22 protein-coding genes and 1 other RNA gene are annotated in these 22,110 nt (G+C 33.4%); 9 read left to right on the top strand and 14 right to left on the bottom strand.

The annotated features are described in order from the left end of the window. Positions 1-2 precede the first annotated feature (2 nt). Both C0J27_RS03615 and C0J27_RS05750 read right to left on the bottom strand, forming a co-directional pair. Complete coding sequence (locus C0J27_RS03615; RefSeq protein WP_115585823.1) at positions 3-1,679, bottom strand: hypothetical protein; 1,677 nt, start codon at positions 1,677-1,679, stop codon at positions 3-5. An 8-nt stretch (positions 1,680-1,687) separates the two neighbouring features. After that, positions 1,688-3,475 (bottom strand): hypothetical protein, encoded by a 1,788-nt coding sequence (locus C0J27_RS05750; RefSeq protein WP_252120563.1) that lies wholly within the window; start codon positions 3,473-3,475, stop codon positions 1,688-1,690. A 162-nt stretch (positions 3,476-3,637) separates the two neighbouring features. On the opposite strand from C0J27_RS05750, the gene C0J27_RS03605 reads away from it, so the two are divergent. From C0J27_RS03605 to C0J27_RS03595, 3 genes are all read left to right on the top strand, one after another. Continuing rightward, entirely contained in the window at positions 3,638-4,852 is a 1,215-nt protein-coding gene (locus C0J27_RS03605; RefSeq protein WP_115585822.1) for a M23 family metallopeptidase, read from the top strand. 143 nt (positions 4,853-4,995) lie between these two features. Then, entirely contained in the window at positions 4,996-5,262 is a 267-nt protein-coding gene (locus tag C0J27_RS03600; protein ID WP_115585821.1) for a hypothetical protein, read from the top strand. Positions 5,263-5,386: 124 nt separating this feature from the next. After that, positions 5,387-6,286, top strand: a complete 900-nt coding sequence (locus C0J27_RS03595; protein ID WP_115585820.1) for a hypothetical protein — start codon at positions 5,387-5,389, stop codon at positions 6,284-6,286. Positions 6,287-6,452: 166 nt separating this feature from the next. On the opposite strand, the gene C0J27_RS03590 is transcribed toward C0J27_RS03595, so the two are convergent. The 8 genes from C0J27_RS03590 to C0J27_RS03555 all read right to left on the bottom strand — a co-directional run bounded on the left by C0J27_RS03590 (position 6,453) and on the right by C0J27_RS03555 (position 13,515). Further along, positions 6,453-7,169, bottom strand: coding sequence for an amino acid ABC transporter ATP-binding protein (locus C0J27_RS03590; RefSeq protein WP_115585819.1), 717 nt, complete (start codon positions 7,167-7,169; stop codon positions 6,453-6,455). Then, complete coding sequence (locus C0J27_RS03585; protein WP_162801779.1) at positions 7,162-7,815, bottom strand: amino acid ABC transporter permease; 654 nt, start codon at positions 7,813-7,815, stop codon at positions 7,162-7,164. The genes C0J27_RS03590 and C0J27_RS03585 overlap by 8 nt, the downstream gene beginning before the upstream one ends. Beyond that, the gene (locus C0J27_RS03580) at positions 7,812-8,579 is read right to left on the bottom strand and encodes a substrate-binding periplasmic protein (protein WP_115585817.1); all 768 of its coding nucleotides are present in this window, start codon (positions 8,577-8,579) and stop codon (positions 7,812-7,814) included. Before C0J27_RS03580 ends, C0J27_RS03585 begins: the two co-directional genes overlap by 4 nt. 36 nt (positions 8,580-8,615) lie before the next feature. Next, positions 8,616-9,029, bottom strand: a complete 414-nt coding sequence (locus tag C0J27_RS03575) for a hypothetical protein (RefSeq protein WP_115585816.1) — start codon at positions 9,027-9,029, stop codon at positions 8,616-8,618. A 164-nt stretch (positions 9,030-9,193) separates the two neighbouring features. Continuing rightward, on the bottom strand, positions 9,194-10,720 hold the full coding sequence (locus C0J27_RS03570) for an ATP-binding protein (RefSeq protein WP_252120562.1): 1,527 nt from the start codon (positions 10,718-10,720) through the stop codon (positions 9,194-9,196). A gap of 50 nt (positions 10,721-10,770) precedes the next feature. Then, on the bottom strand, positions 10,771-11,016 hold the full coding sequence (locus tag C0J27_RS03565; RefSeq protein ID WP_115585814.1) for a hypothetical protein: 246 nt from the start codon (positions 11,014-11,016) through the stop codon (positions 10,771-10,773). Continuing rightward, positions 10,997-12,457 (bottom strand): F0F1 ATP synthase subunit beta, encoded by a 1,461-nt coding sequence (gene atpD, locus C0J27_RS03560; protein ID WP_115585813.1) that lies wholly within the window; start codon positions 12,455-12,457, stop codon positions 10,997-10,999. The genes C0J27_RS03565 and atpD overlap by 20 nt, the downstream gene beginning before the upstream one ends. 89 nt (positions 12,458-12,546) lie before the next feature. Beyond that, positions 12,547-13,515 carry a dolichyl-phosphate beta-glucosyltransferase gene (locus C0J27_RS03555; RefSeq protein WP_115585812.1) on the bottom strand — a complete coding sequence of 323 codons (969 nt, stop codon included), beginning with the start codon at positions 13,513-13,515 and terminating at the stop codon, positions 12,547-12,549. A 113-nt stretch (positions 13,516-13,628) separates the two neighbouring features. On the opposite strand from C0J27_RS03555, the gene C0J27_RS03550 reads away from it, so the two are divergent. Both C0J27_RS03550 and C0J27_RS03545 read left to right on the top strand, forming a co-directional pair. Beyond that, the gene (locus C0J27_RS03550; RefSeq protein WP_115585811.1) at positions 13,629-14,510 is read left to right on the top strand and encodes an SET domain-containing protein-lysine N-methyltransferase; all 882 of its coding nucleotides are present in this window, start codon (positions 13,629-13,631) and stop codon (positions 14,508-14,510) included. A gap of 78 nt (positions 14,511-14,588) precedes the next feature. Further along, positions 14,589-15,263 (top strand): SET domain-containing protein-lysine N-methyltransferase, encoded by a 675-nt coding sequence (locus C0J27_RS03545; protein ID WP_115585810.1) that lies wholly within the window; start codon positions 14,589-14,591, stop codon positions 15,261-15,263. Positions 15,264-15,342: 79 nt separating this feature from the next. On the opposite strand, the gene tsaD is transcribed toward C0J27_RS03545, so the two are convergent. Then, the gene (gene tsaD, locus C0J27_RS03540; RefSeq protein ID WP_115585809.1) at positions 15,343-16,365 is read right to left on the bottom strand and encodes a tRNA (adenosine(37)-N6)-threonylcarbamoyltransferase complex transferase subunit TsaD; all 1,023 of its coding nucleotides are present in this window, start codon (positions 16,363-16,365) and stop codon (positions 15,343-15,345) included. Between the two features lie 2 nt (positions 16,366-16,367). Further along, positions 16,368-17,063 carry a hypothetical protein gene (locus C0J27_RS03535; RefSeq protein WP_162801778.1) on the bottom strand — a complete coding sequence of 232 codons (696 nt, stop codon included), beginning with the start codon at positions 17,061-17,063 and terminating at the stop codon, positions 16,368-16,370. A gap of 107 nt (positions 17,064-17,170) precedes the next feature. On the opposite strand from C0J27_RS03535, the gene smpB reads away from it, so the two are divergent. The 4 genes from smpB (at position 17,171) to ssrA (ending at position 19,566) form a co-directional block, all read left to right on the top strand. After that, positions 17,171-17,623 carry an SsrA-binding protein SmpB gene (smpB, locus tag C0J27_RS03530; RefSeq protein ID WP_115585807.1) on the top strand — a complete coding sequence of 151 codons (453 nt, stop codon included), beginning with the start codon at positions 17,171-17,173 and terminating at the stop codon, positions 17,621-17,623. A gap of 176 nt (positions 17,624-17,799) precedes the next feature. Beyond that, entirely contained in the window at positions 17,800-18,690 is an 891-nt protein-coding gene (locus C0J27_RS03525; protein WP_115585806.1) for an ankyrin repeat domain-containing protein, read from the top strand. A gap of 229 nt (positions 18,691-18,919) precedes the next feature. Continuing rightward, positions 18,920-19,084, top strand: a complete 165-nt coding sequence (locus C0J27_RS05695) for a hypothetical protein (protein ID WP_162801777.1) — start codon at positions 18,920-18,922, stop codon at positions 19,082-19,084. A 95-nt stretch (positions 19,085-19,179) separates the two neighbouring features. Beyond that, positions 19,180-19,566, top strand: a transfer-messenger RNA (tmRNA) gene (gene ssrA, locus C0J27_RS03520). A gap of 76 nt (positions 19,567-19,642) precedes the next feature. Here ssrA and C0J27_RS03515 read toward each other — a convergent pair. Together C0J27_RS03515 and C0J27_RS03510 are read right to left on the bottom strand one after the other, a co-directional pair. Further along, on the bottom strand, positions 19,643-20,461 hold the full coding sequence (locus tag C0J27_RS03515) for a hypothetical protein (RefSeq protein ID WP_115585805.1): 819 nt from the start codon (positions 20,459-20,461) through the stop codon (positions 19,643-19,645). Positions 20,462-20,767: 306 nt separating this feature from the next. Beyond that, a complete protein-coding gene (locus tag C0J27_RS03510) occupies positions 20,768-22,057 on the bottom strand; it encodes an NAD(P)/FAD-dependent oxidoreductase (RefSeq protein ID WP_115585804.1) in 1,290 nt (429 codons plus the stop codon). Between the last annotated feature and the right edge of the window lie 53 nt (positions 22,058-22,110).

Here is a 22,110-nt window from a genome sequence, read left to right as displayed (position 1 = left end):
AATTAACCTTTATATTTCAAAATAGCGTCTGGAGTAAAAAGTATGTTTTTTGGACTATTCAGTTTAAACTGTGCAATAGCTCCAGGACAAATAAAACCAATTCCATGATATAAAAACATCTGAGAATTTAACTTATCAACGGTAATTTCTTTTTTACTATTTTTATCATTCCAAAAAGCAAATGTAGCTTTTTCTGGAGTTGTTGTGATTTCAAAATTTAAAATAATTGATTCTTTTTTTAAATTATTAAAAGCATCGACAACAAGAGGGATTTTTTTATCAACACTCCCTGATAAAATCTGTGCCAATGGCTGTTGGATTGGCTCATCAGATTTTGATGATGCTAATTGTTCATCGGTCATAGTGTATTGTTCGGCAAAATAAACACCTATATCAGTCTCTGATTTGCCATAGACTCCAACCATTCTTGCTTTACGCAACCCTTCATAATTTCCAGAAATCCAGCGAGCTTTATTAAAAATAATTCCGACAAAAAATGGATATTCAATTTGATATATCGTAATTACACCAGAAATAGAATAACTTGATTGCGCTGATGAATACTCAGTAAATATAGAGTTATTTTCTGCTCGTGTAGAACTTAAAATTCCCGTAGAATCTTTGCTCATAATTGAAGAATTTTGACACTGGTAAAAGCTATCATCATCTTTTGCATATTGCCAATCACCAACAGAAAATGGATTTTTCCACACATATCCTTCAGGTGTCAACATATCTCCTTGAGCAAATATCTGGTCAAACACAACTGGACTTGATAGATATTGCTGTAAAGGCTTATTTAAACTTATATTTTGGTATAAATAGTTTAATTCAAGACTTGATTGATCAATTGCGCCTTGAGTTTTATTTTGAATTTCAGTGCTTTTATTTGAAAAATTGGTAATTTGTTTTTGTAAACTTGTTACCTGAGAAGCCTGCGCTTGTGACTGAAAACTTTGAACGTTGGCTTGAATTGTTTTACTTTGCTGCGTTAATATATTTGCTAAATCTTCAGCCTGAGTATCTATCTGAGCGTTAGCAAATTCTGCACCCATCTGCGTTCCAATAAGAATCGCCATATCTGTCATCATATCCTGAATAACAACATTATCAGTTGAAGAGCCTATGTGCGCGTCAAGAGCTTTTGCTCCATCTTGAGTGGCCCAAAAACTCATAAGCTTTGGTAGATGAAATGACTTTTGAGCTTGTAAAAAAATATATAGTTTTTTTTGATGATCTACTATTTCTGCTTGCTCGAGTATAAAGTAATTAAATAATTGCTCAGCATAAGTCATAATAGCAGTATCAGTATCTTTACATACAATATCATCAGCAATTGATTCTAAATATGAAACAAGCTTGCAATAAAGAATGTGCTTATCTTTTTTTTCTTGAAGCATGTTTATTACCAAGCATGCAACTTGTTGCTGCTCTACTTGTGAAAGACTCTTAAGTTGCTCAACAAGATTTTTAATTTCTAAGATTTTTTGCAAATCAAGATTAACTCCATTTTTACCATACACAGCGTCAACAACTTCATCAATAGAGTAATTGCTCATTGTTTGAACATCTTGAACAAAGGCAGCATTATTATTTTTAACAGCATGTTGATGATAAAAAATAGATCCAACTATTAATATGGTTAGAATAGAAAGAATCCACATATTTTTTTTAAACATTTTATACCTTATTTTTTTTGACTTGCAGCTCTTGCTGCTGCTTGTTTTGCTGCCATATCTTGTGCTTGTTTTGCTGCCGCATCTTGTGCCGACTTTATTGCTGCGTCTTGGTTAACTTTGTCTGCCGCTGCTTTGTCTGCCGCTGCTTTGTCTGCCGCTGCTTTGTCTGCCGCTGCTTTGTCTGCCGCTGCTTTGTCTGCCGCTGCTTTGTCTGCCGCTGCTTTGTCTGCCGCTGCTTTGTCTGCCGCTGCTTTGTCTGCCGCTGCTTTGTCTGCCGCTGCTTTGTCTGCCGCTGCTTTGTCTGCCGCTGCTTTGTCTGCCGCTGCTTTGTCTGCCGCTGCTTTGTCTGCCGCTGCTTTGTCTGCCGCTGCTTTGTCTGCCGCTGCTTTGTCTGCCGCTGTAGGTGCAGGAGGCACCATAGCAGCAGATAAGTCACTTACTGTTTGAGATGTCTGACTGCTCACAGAACCATTTAAAGTTTTTTCAAGAATAGCTTGAGTATAAGGATCAAGAATATTTAAATTTATAATTTTCGAAAAATCGCCAAGGCATGCTTGCAGCATTGCGATAACTCCTTGAGATGTATTTAACCAATCAGGTTGCTTGAGTAATTCTTCTTCAAACATATTATCTCCAGATTGAGAAAGAATGCACAAGTGGGCAGCTTGTGATTTATTTTGAGTTGAATTATTTGCGGCATCTTTAAAATAAGCAACCGGACGATTGTTTTGCATAATATTTTTTGTTACCGCATTAACTGCATCATCAGCCCAATCAATTAATGCACTTTTTGTCGGTAGTTGTGATGCAAGATAAGGAATCATTTTAATTGCACGAACAGACTCATCATCATAAAAAAACATAGGTGGATTCATATTTGCAAAAGATGGACTGCTTTGCATAGCCTTTACTGCAGTATAAAATTGAGTAAAACCTGTTGTTGTATCTTGCGTAGAAAGCAAGCTGGTATATGTTTGAAAAAAAGTAATATATTTCTTCAAAAAATCTGTATAATTTTTTTGAACTTGTTGCATAACTTCGTCAGTTTGAGTTGATGCAAATGTACTTAAATCAATACTAAAATCATTTTGAATATATATTTTACCTGCAGGAGTTGCAAAAATATAAGGAGTTTGTGGAGAGCAAGCAAGCACCATACCATGAAATTGCAATTCAATAAGACTGACAAGATGTGACATAATTAATATTTTTTGGTTTGTTGCATACGTTTTTTCATCTCCTAAAAAAGCTGCTGTATCAATAACAAGATTCCCAGTTTTATCACGAGAACTTCCTGTATGACGAGCTATCAGATTAGTATAAATTTTCATCAAATATGCATACATTTGATTTAAACAATTAAAATGAATTTTTCTAAAAAATTTAATTAATTCTTGATTTGATTTTATAGAGCTTACGACCCCATCAAATTGCTGTGCTACATTACTATTTTTAGGAAAAAGAGCTGAACCACTTGGGTAATTTTTATATGCATTATTGTCTGTTGGCCGCAAAACAGAAAGATTTGATAGTTGCGCCATGGTCATAACATCAACAGGAAGCACATAACGAGAAATTCTATTAACAGGAATTTGAATAACTTGATTCTTATCGTTAATGGTTAAAGCTGGGTAGCTTGAAATATTATTAAGTAAACCCTGAAAACTTGCTGAGCTATCTGCTGTTAACGGCTGAGATATCGGAGTAGTAACATCAGCATGCATAATTTTTTCAGTCATCACGAAATGTAATAAAATTATCAATAAAATTTTAAATTTTGCTTTGATTTCATTCATAAAGACCTACAATCGAAATTAATTAAAAATGATTTATATCTATATATAAAAATTATGTGGAATTGAAAGCAACAATTTTATTTATTATTATTTTTAAGGTATCTTTAATACACATTCTTTTTTAAATTATTTATATTTTTTTGTTTCTTGGAGCTGTGCATAATGAAATATTCAAAATATTTAGGAGTTATTTTCATATCCTTTTTAACATGGTATATCGGAAATAATTTTTATCTTTACTACTACAACACAACAGATCCAATTGTTACCATTCATGGAATTCATGATGGTTCATTTTTTGCAAAAAATCTTACTGCTACTATAGCAGGTACTCATCCGTATAAAATTTCAAACTATTCAATTATTATTGATGGCAAACCGTATAAACAAAATATTATGGTTAACCGCTCATCATTTGAAAATAGCGTAGTTATACCAGTTGACACTCTTGATAATGGAAAACATACTCTTGTGTTTACAACCGTTAGCGGTACAAATAATCATAATACTGTTCAATCAGAGCATATTTTTTATGTTGATAATGCTGAATTACAAGCAGGTTTTATAAAACCAGAATCAGAAAATAAAGTGTTACAAGGTCGATGCTTTCATGTTCAATTCAAAGTTAACAAGCCAATCAAGCAAGCGATGGTAACAGCGCTATCAAAAAATTTTATAGCGTATCCAGAAGCACTTGGGTCACTAGTATATGAAACATTTATTCCACTTGATTGTGATCAGCATCCATCAGAATATGCTTTTTCAGTTGCAATTCAGGACCATGTTGGAAACAACTTTGACCTTCATTCAAATTTTAGCGTAACAGCATTCCCTTTTAAGAAAAAAACATTACATGTTCCGTCAGGTGCTCTTGCAAAAGAAGGTGAATTTACTTCTCTTGGAGAAAAAGATTTTGAATTAAAAATGGAAGAACTCTCACAAAATTCTGTACAAGAAAAATTATGGCATGGAGTTTTTGAAATCCCTCTTGCAATGACAAACATTACAACAGAGTTTGGTATTCAACGAGTTGCCCAAGAACGTGGCTGTTACGTACATAAAGCAATTGATATGGTTGCAGCAGCTCCTCGCAGTGTTGTATGGGCATCACAAGCAGGAATCGTTGTCTTAAAAGAACGCTATGCTCACAGTGGTAACACCATCATCATCGATCATGGCTACGGAATTTTAAGCATGTACTTCCATCTTGAAACGTATGCAAATATCGAAGTTGGCCAAAAGCTGAAAAAAGGTAATCCAGTCGGAACGATGGGAAAAACTGGGTATGCAAACGGTTATCATTTACATTGGGAAATTCGAGTTGGCAACGTTGCTATCGATCCAATGCAATGGACAAAACGTGACTTTATAAGCTAATTTTTTTAAAAAAATAATTAAGAGGATTTTGTGGTACAAGCAAAATCCTCTTTTTGTTTGTATTGACTTTAAGAAATCAAAAAAATTACAGTATCTATAAAGTAAAAATATTTAAAAATTTTATTACCTTATAAAGGAACTGTATGAAAATTCTACGCGATCTTTTAGCACTTGTTGGTTTAGCGACACTTGTTATAGCTGGATACTGTTACTATTCTGCATGTAAAAATCCTATTGAAGTTGTTGTTATACAAAAAAAAATAGGTGGTAAAGTTGAAAAAGCCGGTGATGAGACTGCAAAAGTTACAAATGAAGCGATAAATGCACAAAAAGATCCAAATGTTGTCGATGATGAACTTGAAGGAACAGAAATGGGTCTCACTGTTAGCGCCGAATTAATGGAATTTTAAAATTTACTCATAAAAAATTCAACGAAGAGACTTTATTATATAGTAAAGTCTCTTTGTTTTTATCAATTTTTATTGTTAACTCAATTTAACAGTAAAAAAGCTTATCAAATTACCAAGGAAAATAATGAATAAAAAAATTATAGGATCTATTCTTACAATTTTATGTAGTAATAACATAACTTTTTTTGCTATGGAAAGAGCGCCTGAACAACATACAATAGATGTAAGTAAAAAACAAAGAGAGTCTCTACCTGATCACAAAGCAACAGAGACCAAAAATGCTGATTTACAAAATGCTCACAAACATACACATGAATCGACTGCATCAGAATCAACACGTAACTCTACCTCTCAATCAAACCTTCCAGAGGCTACCAATCTGAGTCCTTCTGCTCATGATATTAGATCATTTCAAATTGATCCAACAGAACCTATTCAAGCTGTACAACCTGAACCAATACAAGCAATACGAATAGATGAAGCCTTTGATCCTTACAACGTACAATCAGTTGAAACTGGACAACAAGCACCTTTCGATTTATTTACATCAACTGAAAGTTTCTCTACCAAAGTAGCTGATTATAATGCAAGAAGAACTGGGCAAGCTGACCCAATAAAATCTGCAAAAGCTTTAATAAAAATGAATGAAACTTTTACTAAAATTACTGAGGGCGATGCTATCGAAAATATGAGTGATGTCCAAATATTAAAACTAACTGAATATAAAGAAAAGCTCGATCTTTTACAAAAACAGTGGATGGTTGATCCAACTCAAATTAAGTCTGCTGATTTAGCACAGTTTTTAAATGACTTTAAAGATTTTTCAACAGAACAAATGAATCTGTACACTGAAAAAAGTCTTAATCGATCATCATGGCAAAAAATGATTGATGCTATTCAAGATTTTTTTGATGTAGCTTTTGGTTATGATAAACAAGCAACAGTTGTAGCAGAGCCTATTAAAGAAGAACTTTTACCCTCACAAATTAAAGACAATGCAACTCAAGAGTCACTATTTTCATAAAAAAAATTATGTAATAAAAAACCCTTCAACTTAAAAAGCTGAAGGGTTAGGGGGGTGAACAATACATGAGTATTGTTCGATTAGGGACATTGTAATAACAAAATTATATACATTCAAAAAAATTTAACAAATCTGACTACATACAATTGCTCAAAAATAGTAATCTTCAGTTGTTAGTTGTATCAAATGTTCCACCTTGTGTAAAGTTTTTAATGAAAGGAAATTGATCAGGATTGTCTATAAGTCCTTGTGATGTTGCTTTTTCTATGATTTTACCACTTTTCATTAAATATATTGTCGACTTAATTTGCTTAATAAGCTCAGTATCATGTGTTGCAACAATAACTGTTAAACCCTGTAGTGCCAGATCGTTAATTTCTTGACCTATTTTACTTGTTAATAACGGATCAAGTGCCGATGTTGGCTCATCACAACAAATTAATTGTGGTTGCATAGCAAGCGTACGAGCAAAGGCAACTCGTTGTTTTTGGCCACCAGAAAGTCCATGGGGATACAATTGTGCTTGAGCTGACAGTTCATATTTTGCAAGCAATTGATCAGCTATGTTTTGAGCTTCCTGCTCTGTTTTTCCTGCAACTTTTTGTAACGGCAACATAATATTTTGCTCAATAGTCAGATGAGGAAATAGATTAAAATCTTGAAACACCATACCAACTTTTTGAGTTACTAAAGGTTGACCATCAAATATAATAGAACCAGAATCTTTTGTTTCTAAGCCAGTTAAAATACGAAGAATTGTCGACTTACCCACACCAGATTTACCGAGTAAAACAACAACTTCTCCTGCTTGAACGTCAAAGCTGACATCATCTAAAATAGTTTTTTCATGATAATGCTTTGATAAATTTTTAATACTAAGCATGCGTATGTACCTTCTTGTTTAAAATATTCATCAAAACTGTTACCAATGTTGTTAAAATAAGATACATCAAACCAATTGCAAAATAGATTGTTGGTGCATCAAATGTTTGACTGATAATAATATCACCCTGCTTACTCAGCTCATATACCCCAATAAAAGATGCTAAACTTGAATCTTTAATGAGCGTGACAATTTCACTTTCTAGGTTAGGTAAAACTGTGCGCAAAGCTTGTGGGAAGATGATATAACGAATCGTCTGAGCTGGCGTAAATCCAAGAGTTTTAGCAGCTTCTAATTGCCCTTTGCTCACAGATGTAATTCCCGTCAAAATAGTTTGACTTAAATAAGCTCCACTATTAATGCCAATAGATATAGTTGCAGACCATAATGCTGAAATAGAAAAACCTGCATATTTTAATAATAAATATGTTGCTGTTATTTGAATGAGCATGGGAGTTCCACGCACAATTGATACGTAAGCTTGCGCAAAAAACTTTGCAATTTTATTATTTCCCGAAAGAATAATGCCTAAGCATGTGCCTATAATCGCTCCAATTGCACAACTCACGAGTGCAATTTGCAAGCTAACAGCAACACCTTGCAATAATCGAGGATAATATTTCACTAATAAATTAAAATCGATCATGCAAATCCCCATTTTTTTTTAATTTTTTGTAACGTTCCATCATGCTCCATTTGATCAAGAACATCATCAATTTGTTGTTGAAGTTTTTCATTGTTTTTTTGATACGCTAAAGCGTATGAATCTTCTGTTGTTGGTATCGTAAAAAACTGAAAATCATGTTCTGTTTTTTGCGTACTTAAAAAAAGACTCAAGCTACTTTGCGAAGTTGCAAAAGCATAAATACTGTTTGCTTGCAAAGCCATAATAGCATCTGCAGTTGCTTTAAGACGAACAAGTGAAATTTCTGAATATTTTGATAAAAACATATCTGAAGTATACCCAGTATTAACTGCAACTGATTTACCATACAACTGAGTAATATCGCTCAGTGGCGGTTGGTCTTTTTTTGTAACAATAATAAGTGGGTCGCTTGTTAAGTACGGCTTACTAAATAAAACAGCTTTTTTACGATCTTCATCTGGGGTTAACCCTGCTGCAATAACATCAATTTGACCTAAATATAAATCAAACATTAAATAGTTAAATGGCATATCACGCAACTCAATTTTTTTACCAAGCCTACAAGCGACCTGCCGAACAATATCAATATCAAATCCAACTATTTCATTAGTTTCAAGATTAATAGTTGCATAGGGAGGGTAGTCTGCACTCGTACCTACGATGAGCGTGTTTTCTTTACAAGATTTCAGCGTATGCATGTAACGTACAAACATCAAACCGGATATGGCAAACATACAAGCTAAAATAGCATTAATTTTTTTCATAAAAGATCGTTCAATTTATATTTTTTAGTATCAAATTTAAACAACATCACTCTTGCTTGAAACAGGCAAAGTATGATCAATAATAAACATCTCGTTTAAATTACTATCTTCAGCAAATTTTATTCGTTTAGATGCAATACCACCAGGCAATGGTAGGCGACTTTGTTGATCTTGATACTGTTGATTGACTCGCGATATATCATTTCTCCGACGTTTTAAGCTTTGTACATAAACTCTATTATTCAATTCAAATAGATCACTCTCAATCTGTTTTATCTGACTACTAAACTCTTGCATGTAGTTGCTATCTTCAATAAAAGTTTTATTTATTTCTTCTAAACTCGACATACTAGTTATATCTGCTTGAGATTCTTCAAATTCACAACAAAAATTAGTGTGCGGCTTAAAAAACAAGCAACTCAATAAAAATAAATTTAAATAAATTTTCATACAAGATTCCTGAAAAGCATTTGTTTTATAAATTTTATGACAAGGCTTAATTACTTTAGTATCAAAGGTTTTTGCGAAAAAGTCACGATTATTGCCAGAGGAAAACAGAACTAAAAAATAAGACGTTATCGTTCAATTAATAAAAATAAGTAACAATAATTTTTTTAGAAAAGATCGTTCTCAATATTTATAGACGCATCAAGCTGCATAGCCTTATAAAAAATCTGGTCATATGTCCTTGTTTCAATAACAATTGGCATACGAACTGCATGGCCTATCACTAACGCCTGTTTTTTAGTGTCCAATGAATTTAAAACAGTTTTTAATGTGTTTGCCTGCGCAGAGCCCGAAAGAACTGCCTGAACGTCTTTTTCATCGCTTAATTGAGCTATAACTTTTGTACCCACTTGCGAAAGTATTTCAGGATCAATTCCTGATGGTCGCTGATCAATAATAAATAACGAAACATAATATTTTCTCATCTCGCGAGCAATAGTTCCAAAAATAGTTTGGCTTGCTGCAGTAGGATTTAAAAATTTATGTGCTTCTTCAATAACAATCATTAATTTTGATGGCTCTAACTCAGGTTTTTTCGTACCTAAGAATCGTTCTGTTTTTTGTATATAACTTGAGTGGATACGACGTGTAATAATGTTAGCTACCAATAAATAACAAAATGTTGATGAGTAGTTCCCAAATTCAAAGATAATCGATTTACGTTTATCTAAATACTCAATAATTGTATCTGTAACTGATGGAACTGGATCTGGCGTAAAAAATGAATATTTTTCAATATGCTTTAATTTACGATACAAAGCGGCAATTGACTCTGGATGAGCTCCAATTTCTTCCGCTAACTCTTTTGCATTAATACCTTTGCTTAACAAAACTGCTAACCAATCTTTTTTGTATTTACCATGTAAAAGATATGCAGCTTCTGTTGCAGTTGCATGCAAATTCAACTCTTGTTGCAACGACATAATATCTTCAACATGAATGTCTTGATAAGGGATTTTAACAGCTACGTCTGGCGCTGTACCTCTTCGCTGGGTTGCTACAGGATCAATTGAAAATATTGCAATTTTAGAAGGAAATAACGTTTTAAGCCCTTTAACAAAAGTCCCAGAACCTTCTTGGCGCGCTTCTAAGCCATATTCACTATGCATGTCAAAAATAAGACACGTAGCTTTATTTGATTTAATAAGACCAGCTAAAATTAATCGAGTGATAAAAGTTTTACCAGTACCTGTCTTACCAAAAACTCCATTACTTCGCTCAGCAAGGTTATGAAGGTTTAAACAAACAGGAGCATCCATATCAAGCGGATTTCCAATATTAAAATAGTTATTTGAAACATCTTTTTCATCACCAAAGATAGTTTCAATATCTTTTCTAGTTGCTTCATACACCGATGCAAAGTGATGAGGAACTGTTTTAACCGGAGAAATATGATTGAGCGAATTTAACATCAACATAGGTTTTAACTGAGCTGTTGCATACATACTATTTGTTGTTAAAAGTTCTTTTAACAATCCCTCTCCCTCATCAGGAGGAAATTGTAAAATTTCAGGATGAGCAGTTTCTAGCATCAAATCGGTAATAATAGAAAAAAATCTATGACTTAACCCTTGTATACAAACAAATTTTCCTGATTTAATCGTCTCAATATCAGTTTGCGATGAAAATCTCATCACAAACCCTTCACTAAGCGAACCGGATATAATTTGCCCAATAGAATTCTTCATGCTTCTTTCGTGATCAAAAGTTTAATCTCTTGATGAGTCACATGAATAAATCCTTGCACAACAAGAATCGACATTTGTTTACCATTTTCTTGCATCAATAAAATTTCTGAATTTGGCTCAATCTCTACAATCATGGGCGCATGGTTTTCTTGAATAACAAGATTTCCAACAGGAGTGTTAATCTCTACCCAAACTATCGCATATTGTTGTATTGACTGAGGACTAATTACGCTGAGCTTCATTCTTTAATCTTTCTGCTTTTTCAAAAGCTTCTTGAAGATTGCCTACCATGTAAAAAGCTTGTTCTGGTAAATGATCCAACTCACCGCCTAATAACTTTTCAAAATCATCAAGGGTTTGTGAAACTGGAACATAGCGACCTGGCATTCCTGAAGCAAATTCTGCCGTAAAGAGTGGTTGAGTCAAGAATTTTTGAACACGTTTCGCACGTTTTACAATAATTTTATCATCATCAGATAGTTCATCAATACCAAGAACTGCAATAATATCTTGAAGCTCTTTGTATCGTTGCAAAACGTTTTGTACTTTTTGTGCGATTGCATAATGACGTTCGCCAACAACTGCTGGTGATAAACCTTTTGAATTTGAAGCTAAAGGATCAATTGCAGGATACAAACCAAGCTCTACTAACTTACGCGATAACACCGTATTAGCATCAAGATGCATAAATGTTGTAGCTGGAGCTGGATCTGTAATATCATCAGCTGGAACATATACCGCTTGTATTGAAGTTATAGAACCATTAATTGTATTAGTAATACGTTCTTGAAATGCACCCATCTCAGATGCAAGCGTTGGTTGGTAACCTACTGCTGATGGAATTCGCTCAAGCAATGAAGATACTTCTGAACCGGCTTGCACAAATCTAAAGATATTATCGATAAAAAGTAATACGTCTTTTTTTTCTACATCTCTAAAATATTCAGCCATGGTTAAGCCTGTCATCCCAACACGAAGACGTGCTCCAGGAAGTTCTCCCATTTGGCCAAACACTAAAGCTGTTTTGCTTAATACTCCAGATTTTTTCATCTCAAGCCACAGTTCGTTTCCTTCACGACTGCGTTCACCAATACCCACAAAAACTGATACACCTTCATGCTGTTTGGCAATATTATGAATTAATTCTGTTACTAAAATTGTTTTACCAACACCAGCACCACCAAATAAACCAACTTTTGAGCCTTTTAAGTATGGGCACAATAAATCAATAACTTTAATACCGGTTTCTTGAATTTCATTTTCTATTTTTTGTTCTACAAATGATGGAGCGTCACGATGAATTGACCATTTTTCAGACTGATCCAAAGAAGGCAAACCGTCTATTGGATCACCAAAGACGTTAAACATACGACCTAAAACATCAGTCCCTACCGGAACAGATATTGGAGCCCCTGTGTCATAAACTGGCAAGCTTCTGCTAATTCCGTAGACATTTTCGATAGCAATTGCTCGAACAATATCATCACCAAGTTGCAATGCAACTTCCAGGCGGGCTAATCTTTTTGCTGTTGTATCCGTTGCAGGAATTTCTATGACAAGTTCATTATGAATTTTTGGGGCTTTGTTTTGTGGAAATTTTATATCCAAAACAGTTCCACTTATTTTAACAATGCGTCCATACGCAAGATGTGATCTTGAATTGATTGATGAGCTATCAGGCATGTCATAATTCCTTTTAACGTTTAAATTGCACCAGTAGTTAAGCTACTTAAAATAGAACTCTTTGTAAAGATTATGAAATAAGTCTACGCTTACGCAAACATTTTAGGCATTTTTTTTCTACCTTTACGCTCAGCTTTTTGCTGTATACGTGCTTGGCGTCTTTGTTCAGATTTTTCTAAAGCAACTTTTTCAACTAACTTTTTTTGCTGTTTTTTTATACGTAAAGGTGCTGATATAAACTCTTTATAGCAACCAGAAATTGTTAAATGACTTCCTGGCATATCAGTCCACGTGGTTGGAATTTCAATAATATTTTTATCAAAAATCTGACAAAGATACAAAAGCTCAAGATCAAAAGCCCAGCCTTTCTCTTGCATATGAGGGGCAATGTCTTTAACTGTTTGGTATGTGAATAATTTTGCACCACACTGTGTATCACGAATATCTAAATGAAAATTATGTCGTAAAACCCAGTTGTAAAATTTACCACCAATTTCTCTAATAAAAGGTCTATTTGGCCAAATACGAGCATCTTTTTTATAACGACTCGCTATAGCACCATCATGATTCTTCATTTTTGTAATGAGCTCATAAAAATATGGAGGCGTTGTTGCCATATCAGCATCAACAAAACCAATAAAATCAGCATCGTAGTCTAAAGCTTTTAAAAACCCTTGTTTTACTGCAAACCCTTTTCCTCCTGGTTGCAAATCAATATAATCAAGCTGACGATGTCTTTTTTTAATTTTTTTACAAACTGCTGCTGTGTTATCTGAACAATTATTACAAACAACAAGAAATGTTGTTGTGAGATTTTTTTGTTTACTAAAGTAATCAAAATATGCATGAAGCGTCGATTCTATTCTTTCTTCTTCGTTATAAGCAGGAATAACAATGACGACTTTGTAAGACTTATCAAGAGGAACAAACGTAGGAACTTCAAATACAGGAGGTGTATCAGAAGCAGGTGCTGAAATAATGGCTGTTGTTATTGCCAGTAACGAACAAAAAAATGCTGTAATTAACTGATTTTTAAAGATAAAAGAGTCGTGATTCATAATTTTTTTTCATTATTTAATTAACGTCATATTATTTTCATCTAGAATAGCCTTACAATTTTTAAGTATACATATAAAAAATAAAATTTCTATTGAGCTTTAAGGGGTGAAAAATGGAGTGGAAAATTTACATACGAAATTTAGTTTTAATAAGCATTTGCTTGCTTGGATACCTTTTTTGTAAAAACAAAGCAGAGCTTAATCCAGTTATCATTCAAAATGCATGGAGAGAACAACCAAGATTGTCTTTTGATAGTAGTCAATCCGATACCGAATTAGATGATACTGACTTTGATTTTGATGAAGAAAATATAGATACCTTAATCGACCAAGAAGAAGAAGAAGAAGAAGAAGAAGAAGAAGAAGAAGAAGAACACCAGTTTTATGAACTTCCTACAAAAAGATTTACAACACACGAAGAAAAATTGAATTTATTCAATACATTAGGTATTGATTATCTAAAAAAAGAGATTTTTGATTACCAACCAGCTCAAACAATCGATGCTCGGCAAACCTCTATGTACCAAGAAGATCCAACCAAATATGAAGAAATAAGCTTTTACTATAAAGATGAAGTCGATGCTCAAACACTTGTGCCAACGTCAATTCATTGGCTTGGGCAAGATGTAGGGTATGGAATCTTTGCTGAAAAAGATATAACAGAAAATGAGTTTATTGGCATGTATACCGGAAGCGTACAAGACCGATCACTTGTTGACAACAAGGATTACGCTTGGTTTTATCCTATACGAACTGAAGATGGAGGAGCTGTTTCATTAGATGGTTACAGCCAAGGAAATGAACTACGATTTATTAATGATGGAATCGTCCCAAACTGTCAAGTCCAGTATGTGATCGGGAATGATGATCTCTGGCATGTGTGCTATACTGCATTAACTGATATAAAAAAAGGCGAACAACTTTTAATAAGTTATGGCCCTGATTACTGGGATAGCCGATCTTATACATATCAAGAACTGGCTGATGAAAATTAAACTGATATAATTATTAAAAATATCAATGGAGATTCTATTTTTGAATCTCCATCTAATCTTTAAAAATAATTATATTTTATGAATTCACCTAAGTTTTTGTTACTCGTAAGCCTTCTTCTTAATTCAATATCTGCACACAGCTCAAGTTCAGATCTAGACAATAACAGCTGGCAAGCTCTCCGCTTCTTAAAAAAAACTGAATTTCACACAGAACGAGAGAAAGCTTTATTTTTTAATGCTTGCCAGGTAACATACACCCGGTCATTACTCTACAGTTATGACAACAGAACCCCTTATCAATCACCGTATTGCTCAACATTAAATTCTACTATTGCTGACAAAATACAACGAAATGAGATGGCAGATCTTTCTATAAAACTTATTAACAATCATGTCGGATATGGTGTATTTGCAAAACATGCTATAGCTCAAGGTCAATATATTGGAGAATTTGCTGGGCAATTAAAGAAAATTGAGGATCGCTCAACAAACATCTATTATGCTTACCACTCAAAAGGCTGTGTTGTTGATGCAGGTTTGTATGGAAACGAAATAAGATTCATTAATGATGGAGAGCAACATTCAAATTGTCAAGCATGGGCTATCCTTGGGCATGATGGGATGTCGCACATTGCGATGATAGCACAACGAAATATAGAGGCCCAAGAACAACTTACCATGACCTATAGCGCTAACTTTTGGAACTCATGCTCCTTAGATGCTTACCAAGACATGAGGCATTATAGGTATTAAGATCAAAAAACTCAAAAAAGTCACCATGCTTATTTTTAACATGGTGACTTTTTTTAAAATCTAAAATATATAGTAGCATCTAAAAAATCGATAAATCTAATTCACTATACTGATCTTGCTGTGCTTTATAGGCACCGACAAAAGCAATCATTCCTGCATTATCGGTACATAATTTACCTGATGGATAAAAAAGTTGAATTTTCTTTTTTTCACAAAAAGTTTGTAGCTTACGGCGAAGATATTTATTGCATGCTACGCCACCGACAAAAGAAATTGCTTGTATTTCAGGATATTCTTTAAGCGCAAGCGCTAATTTTTTTTCAAAAATATCACCCATACAAACAAGCAAAGAACTTGCAACTTGTTGCTGAAATTCAATATCATCAGGTTTTAAAAATGTTTTGGTTGCAAGATCGTAGGCTCCACGTTTAACCATATCATATAAAATTGCAGTTTTAAGACCTGAAAAACTAAAATTGAGCCCTGCCATTGCGCCGCGAGTATAATTAAAAAAATCTTGAAAATTAACTTGCTCTGCAAGTTTTTCTATGACTGGTCCACCTGGATATGGCAAATTCATGAGCTTTGCTATTTTATCAAAAGCTTCACCTGCCGCGTCATCAATCGTATGCCCTATTGATTGATATTGTCCATAATCTGTAACCAGGTACAATGATGAATGACCACCAGAAACAGTTAAACATAAAAATGGAAATGGAATCGTATGCTCAATACACGCTGAAAAAACATGCCCTTCAAGATGGTTAACACCAATTAATTTTTTATTTTGAGCAAAAGCTAAAGCCTTAGCAAAAGATACACCAATCATTAAAGCTCCAGGAAGTCCTGGCTTACTGGTCACGGCAACTGTATCAATGTCTTGAAGTGTTACGCCTGCTTTATCTAAAGAAGTTTGAACAATGATACCAATTTTTTCCATATGAAGTCGTGATGCTAATTCTGGAATAACTCCACCATGCCAAGCATGCAAGTCAACCTGTGAATAGAGTTCATTAGAAAGTAAACCGTTAACTGAGTCGTAAACAGCGGCTCCTGTTTCATCACAGGAAGATTCTATACCTAAAATAAGATGACGTTTCATAATTATGATTTCAGTGAAAGGACAGCTTTTTGATCAATTTGTTTTATACACGTCATATTGCGTTTATGAATTCCATTTATGTCCATTGACGCCGCAGCAGAAGCATTCATAGCTTGAACTAACTCTTTTTGACTTGCTGTTTTTTTTATAACTATTTCTGGCAAAATTCTTACATTACTATTTTGCGGCCAACTTTTAACGTACAGCCCTTCTACAAGGTCTGCATCAAATAAAAAGATGATCGCGTACTGAGGAATAGTATTATTATCTACAAGGTTATTTTCAGTCACTTTCCAACTATAGCCATCTACCTCTTGATCTTGATTATATTCTCGCGTAGCAGAAAGCGTATAAAATTTATATGATACATCTAAAGGAACATATAAACATTCAATCGTATTTTCTTTTGATGAAATTTTACATTCCCCACAAATAACGATGTGAAACTGTTGCTGTGACTTTGCTTCTTCTAAGCAATAAGGAATGATCGCAACAGATTTTTCTTTTGTATCAACATCAATTGATAATTTTTTGCCGTTATAATAAAGATTTGCATAAGGGGTAACATAAGAAGGAAATGTAATAGCTCCTAAACATATTGCAACCGGCTCATAATCAAGTGATACCATATAAGCATGCAAATAAGATAATTGAGCACAAGACATAATTAAAACATATAGCAGTATCTTTGTTTTCATAAATTTACCTAAATATTTTGACGTAGTGCCAATATTTTCATTATCATAATATATAAAGTATAATAATAGTAGTATAAAAAAGAAATTTGTTAGAAAAAGAAGCGTCTATGAACATTGTTGCTAAAAATAAAAAAGCTCATTTTGATTACGAAATCTTTAGTACCATTGAAGCTGGTATAGTTTTAACAGGAGACGAAGTCAAAACTGTTCGAGCAAAACGAGCATCCCTTGTTGGAGCTTTTGCTGTGATGAAAGATAACGAACTTTTTTTGATTAACTGTAATATCCCTTTGTACTCTCACGCTTATGTTAAAGAAGATAACAATGCTTTTAATAGCCGCAAATTACTATTACATCGCAAAGAAATCAACAGACTTATGGGTGAAGTTTCTAAGAAAGGCATTACCCTTGTTCCAACAATCATCTATTTTAATAAACGAGGTCGTGCTAAAGTTGAAATTGGACTTGCTCGTCACCGAAAAGCTCAGGGCAAAAAAGAGATGATTAAAGAGCGTGATATAGCACGTGATACACAACGAGAAATAAAAGACTTACGATAGATTTTAAAACGTGTCTCTCAAATACACACACCTTGCGGAGCTGCACATGAGCTCCGCTTTTTTTATGTAATTTTTCAAAAAGCCCTCCACCAGTTGCTGTATGTTTTTATTGTAATACGATGAAGTATGATAGATAAACTACTAATTCATATTATAAACACGAAAAAAATAGATATATGAAAAAAATAAATAAAATTATAACTTTAAGTTTTTTATTATGTGCAGGATTAATGCATATTACAAAAAGCAACGATGACTTATTTGATGAAGATAATTTTTCAGGAGTTTTTTACACAGCTGAAGACGATTATCTTTTTAAAGAATTTTGTAATATTTTGCTCAACACCAAGATTGAAGAATTAAAAAAAATCATGATACCTGGTAATGAGCTAGCATTTATGAATTTTTTCACGCCAACTAACGATTTAGTTAAAGATTTGGTTGATGAAACTTCGCTATTTGAGCTTGATTATTTTCAAAGCTGTACATATTTACATATATTAATAATGCTTCTTAACTCTGAACAACTTTCTTATTTAGAGGCAAATTATAGTCATCATGATTTTAAAGAAGGTCGTTGCAAAATTCTAGAGCTTATAAAATATGCACTTGAAATTGGAGTTGATGTTAACGCTACAAATTTGCTTGGTTATACTCCTTTGCATATAGCAATTTTAAGCAGCCTGCTTCAATTTCAAATTCGTACTAACCGTTATGGTGCTTACGAATATTTTAATAAACCTTTACCAGATTGGAAGTCTATTGTTTTTATTAACTCGAATGTTGAGGTAGTAAGAATTCTTTTGGCAGCTGGTGCAGATGTACATATATTTTTTGATGATGAAAGAGGATTAGTTGATATATTAGAATTTCTTGATGGGCCTAAAAATGAAATGGACCAGTATAAAAAAATCAGCAATGAAGAAACTTTAACTCCTGAAGACATTGAGTGCAAAATGATTTATTTATCACTTATGCCATCATTTGAAGGTGAAAATGCAGACATGTATAATATCTTGTTAGAAGAATTTGCTGCAATTAAAAAGTTGATTCAAGAGCGTATATAAGTAAAGAAAGAAGGTTCATGATACTTTGCATCATGAACCTTCTTTCTTTATCAATTGTACCAGGCGTAATAATTGCATCCTGAAATCATTAACCCCAATTGACTGACAATATCAATCATGATAGGGTTTCTTCAAGAGTTAAAAAGAAAACTCACAGTTATCGCATAAAAAGCTGATTAACATTCATGCAATTACAATGCTTTTTGCACTCATGCTAAAAGGACCAATTATGAAAAAAATATTTATATTTCTTTTACTCTGGTCAGCGAGTATTAAAACGTATGATCATCGTGAAGAATCTGATGAAATAGAAGAACCTGAAAATGATATCCAACTTATTTTAAGCGAAGAGATTATTGTAGCAAGCAAAAAAGGCCAGCTTAAATACAAATAAATTTGTTATAAAAACAATGAAACCTTTTGACGTCATCTCATAATCTGATATGCTGTTTTTATAATTCTTGTATAAAGAATTTCTTTGAAAAATGTGGGGGCGTACTGGCTTCGACGTATTGTTAATCGCTAGGGGTGCATGTCGAGCTTTCATTGTGTGCTCGTAAAACAAATGATGAAAACAAATAAATGCAGAATCTAACGATTACGCTGATGTATCAATTCAGGGCTTTGCTTTTGCATAAACCTGTTTGATCATTCTTGTTAGGGCGACGTATCTATTCGTCAAACTAACTCGTATTATAAAAATATAGGTTTCACGCTGTAGGTTAATTTGTTTTGTAAAGCGTGAATATCACAAAACAGAGTTAAATATATTGTTTTGTCTTCGAGACGATATTTGACTATATTCGAAGAATAAGCATGTAGTACCTGTAGAGAAAGGTAGTGCGGACATGGGTTCGACTCCCATCGCCTCCACCAATTTTTTCCCACATTTTCGATATAAATTTAAAAAGCTCTGAATATACATTCAGAGCTTTTTTGTTTTTAAAAACTATTATAAAAATCGAGTTTTTTTCGCTTGCGCAGTATGATCAATAATATCCGTATTATCTCTTTTTTTTGTTGTATTTGCTTGCTCTACAGCTTTATCTACTAGCAACGGCTCCATACATAATGGACAATCTGTATCTCGTATAGAATCGAAAGGAACATAATGTTTTTTTAATGCAGATGATTTTAAGACATTGCAATAAAAATCAGCATTCCACTCACGCTTTGCACAAAACGAATTTAAACATGCGCGCATATTATTTTGCTTACACTGTTTAAAGCAATCTTTGTGAAGCTGAATATCACAACATCCAGGCGCCCATACGACTTTTGATCGAGATTCTTGTAGCGGAACTCCAACGCATGCTGCACGAACAGCATCGTAATTTTTATCTATATATCTATTTACTAAGTTAATTAAAGTATCTCGAGCTTTTTGACAATCATACAAAGAATCTGAAAAATCAACATCTTGTTCACCAACTATGGTATATGAATAAGTATCATCTCGCTGTAATCTATTTAATTTACTCTCTCTTAAAGCCTTATTAATATATATATCTGTAATCTGACCATATTTTTTACAAAATTCACTATACTCAATTCCGTTATAGATTGATCCATCATGAGTAAAAAACTGCTGTAATTGAACATAAAGAGTCGTATTAATTGCCACCTCTCGTACATCTGATTGATAACTTTCATCGTCTTCTGATTCATCTTGGACTGCCTGAGCCCAATATTCATGCTCAATATCAGATGTTTGGATTGACGCATTAAAAATTAAAATAACAATTAAACATGTCGATATAAATTTATACATACTATGATTCCTCTAGATAAATATTTATATAATTAATTATATCTATCTAGAAGAAAAATAGTATCTGAAAATTCAATTAAAACTTACTTACATGTACGAGCTTGTATGCACCAAATTTTTACGATAAAGCTTGCCTTATGTTTTTTATAAAACTCCGGGGATTTGCATACAAGGCTGGCTAATCAACTCTTTTTTTGAACTGAAAAAACGTAAAATAATTATAGCAACTCATACTTGCTGTGATGAACGCAGCGATATCATAGACTGCTATGATTATTTCAAATTTGATTCACACAGCATCATATTTTATGGAATATTTTTTTTAATTAAATTCGACAAAATAAACGACATTTTCAATCCTAAAATAGACTGTGCAATTCCTGAAACAGGAAACTTTCTATACGGTGAAAAATAACCATCTAAATCAGTTCTGCCATCAAGTAAATGCTCTGCACTATAACGCCCAAGACCAGCTGCAATAGGCAGTCCAGCTGATGCTGATACGTAAAATAGATAGGGTTTATCTTTATCACAACCGGCAAGAGGTACAATATCTTTTGATATACCAATTAAACCTGGCCAAACTTGTTCAAACTGAACATCTAATTCTGGAAACTTTTGCGTAATATATTTTGTCAGTTGCTCTACAATCGGAGCGTAATTATGAGTTTCTTGCGCTGCATACCCAGTAGCAAAATTTCCACCGCCAACAAGTAATCTATTATCAGCTGTTACTCTAAAGTAGTTATAAATGAACTCAGTATCCCATGCCATATATTTTTTTTCTGGAAATATAGTTTGTATTTGCTCGGCAGATAAGACCTGAGACGCCATTAAAAATGTTTGTGCATGATACACATCTTTGGAAAGCAGTCCAAGTTCTGGCATAAATCGATCTGTACACACAACAATGTAATCTGCAGTAATTTTTGCATACGGAGTTATGACGACATGATCTTGAATTTTCATAACTGGTGTTTCTTCAAATATCATAACACCTAAGCTTTGTAATTTATTTTTCATCTCTTGGCAATATTTATAACCATTCATGCCAAAGGTATTTTCGTATTCAATCCCACCAAAATAAGCAGTTGATGTAATCTTTTTTTCTATATCTTCTTTATTAAAAAACTTTGTTTTATACCCATATGAACTTAAATTTTTATATTCAATTTCAAGCGTTTTCATTGCTGGTGCTGTACTTGCTAGAATTAACGTATTTTGTTCAGAATAGTCGCATGCAAGATCAAAATCTAAAATATTTTTACGAATATCTTCGACCCCTTTGGTGATAAAATTCCAAATGACAACAGCCCCTGCTGATGTATATTTATTTGAAAAATCGGTAAAAGATAACTCTGCATTAGGCGTTACAAATCCAGAACTTTTCCCAGTTGCACCTGAACCACAAAAATATTGCTCAAAAAGAGCGACTTTTTTACCTCGTTCATGCCAAGCTTGAGCTGCAGAAAGCCCTGCGATACCACCACCAATAATAACAACATCAACCTGCATATCTTCTTTGCAGGCAATAACTTGATCACGTTTAAGATACCAAAACACCTGATCTTGCGGAGACCACATTTTTTTTACCATTTTTATACTCCTTTTTTATTAGTCATGCATACGACACTGCAAAAAATCAAGTT

It is taken from the genome of Candidatus Chromulinivorax destructor (genome assembly GCF_003366055.1).
GTDB classification, from domain to species: Bacteria; Babelota; Babeliae; order Babelales; family Chromulinivoraceae; genus Chromulinivorax; species Chromulinivorax destructor.
The sequence above is the reverse complement of the archived record's forward strand: the minus strand, read 5'-3'. Positions and strand labels throughout refer to the sequence as shown.

What these genes read in the sequence shown, in the direction of transcription:
- C0J27_RS03615 (WP_115585823.1), bottom strand. Translation starts at nt 1,679, where the DNA reads ATGTTTAAAAAAAATATGTGGATTCTTTCTATTCTAACCATATTAATA.
- C0J27_RS05750 (WP_252120563.1), bottom strand. Translation starts at nt 3,475, where the DNA reads ATGAATGAAATCAAAGCAAAATTTAAAATTTTATTGATAATTTTATTA.
- C0J27_RS03605 (WP_115585822.1), top strand. Translation starts at nt 3,638, where the DNA reads ATGAAATATTCAAAATATTTAGGAGTTATTTTCATATCCTTTTTAACA.
- C0J27_RS03600 (WP_115585821.1), top strand. Translation starts at nt 4,996, where the DNA reads ATGAAAATTCTACGCGATCTTTTAGCACTTGTTGGTTTAGCGACACTT.
- C0J27_RS03595 (WP_115585820.1), top strand. Translation starts at nt 5,387, where the DNA reads ATGAATAAAAAAATTATAGGATCTATTCTTACAATTTTATGTAGTAAT.
- C0J27_RS03590 (WP_115585819.1), bottom strand. Translation starts at nt 7,169, where the DNA reads ATGCTTAGTATTAAAAATTTATCAAAGCATTATCATGAAAAAACTATT.
- C0J27_RS03585 (WP_162801779.1), bottom strand. Translation starts at nt 7,815, where the DNA reads ATGATCGATTTTAATTTATTAGTGAAATATTATCCTCGATTATTGCAA.
- C0J27_RS03580 (WP_115585817.1), bottom strand. Translation starts at nt 8,579, where the DNA reads ATGAAAAAAATTAATGCTATTTTAGCTTGTATGTTTGCCATATCCGGT.
- C0J27_RS03575 (WP_115585816.1), bottom strand. Translation starts at nt 9,029, where the DNA reads ATGAAAATTTATTTAAATTTATTTTTATTGAGTTGCTTGTTTTTTAAG.
- C0J27_RS03570 (WP_252120562.1), bottom strand. Translation starts at nt 10,720, where the DNA reads ATGAGATTTTCATCGCAAACTGATATTGAGACGATTAAATCAGGAAAA.
- C0J27_RS03565 (WP_115585814.1), bottom strand. Translation starts at nt 11,016, where the DNA reads ATGAAGCTCAGCGTAATTAGTCCTCAGTCAATACAACAATATGCGATA.
- atpD (WP_115585813.1), bottom strand. Translation starts at nt 12,457, where the DNA reads ATGCCTGATAGCTCATCAATCAATTCAAGATCACATCTTGCGTATGGA.
- C0J27_RS03555 (WP_115585812.1), bottom strand. Translation starts at nt 13,515, where the DNA reads ATGAATCACGACTCTTTTATCTTTAAAAATCAGTTAATTACAGCATTT.
- C0J27_RS03550 (WP_115585811.1), top strand. Translation starts at nt 13,629, where the DNA reads ATGGAGTGGAAAATTTACATACGAAATTTAGTTTTAATAAGCATTTGC.
- C0J27_RS03545 (WP_115585810.1), top strand. Translation starts at nt 14,589, where the DNA reads ATGAATTCACCTAAGTTTTTGTTACTCGTAAGCCTTCTTCTTAATTCA.
- tsaD (WP_115585809.1), bottom strand. Translation starts at nt 16,365, where the DNA reads ATGAAACGTCATCTTATTTTAGGTATAGAATCTTCCTGTGATGAAACA.
- C0J27_RS03535 (WP_162801778.1), bottom strand. Translation starts at nt 17,063, where the DNA reads ATGAAAACAAAGATACTGCTATATGTTTTAATTATGTCTTGTGCTCAA.
- smpB (WP_115585807.1), top strand. Translation starts at nt 17,171, where the DNA reads ATGAACATTGTTGCTAAAAATAAAAAAGCTCATTTTGATTACGAAATC.
- C0J27_RS03525 (WP_115585806.1), top strand. Translation starts at nt 17,800, where the DNA reads ATGAAAAAAATAAATAAAATTATAACTTTAAGTTTTTTATTATGTGCA.
- C0J27_RS05695 (WP_162801777.1), top strand. Translation starts at nt 18,920, where the DNA reads ATGAAAAAAATATTTATATTTCTTTTACTCTGGTCAGCGAGTATTAAA.
- C0J27_RS03515 (WP_115585805.1), bottom strand. Translation starts at nt 20,461, where the DNA reads ATGTATAAATTTATATCGACATGTTTAATTGTTATTTTAATTTTTAAT.
- C0J27_RS03510 (WP_115585804.1), bottom strand. Translation starts at nt 22,057, where the DNA reads ATGGTAAAAAAAATGTGGTCTCCGCAAGATCAGGTGTTTTGGTATCTT.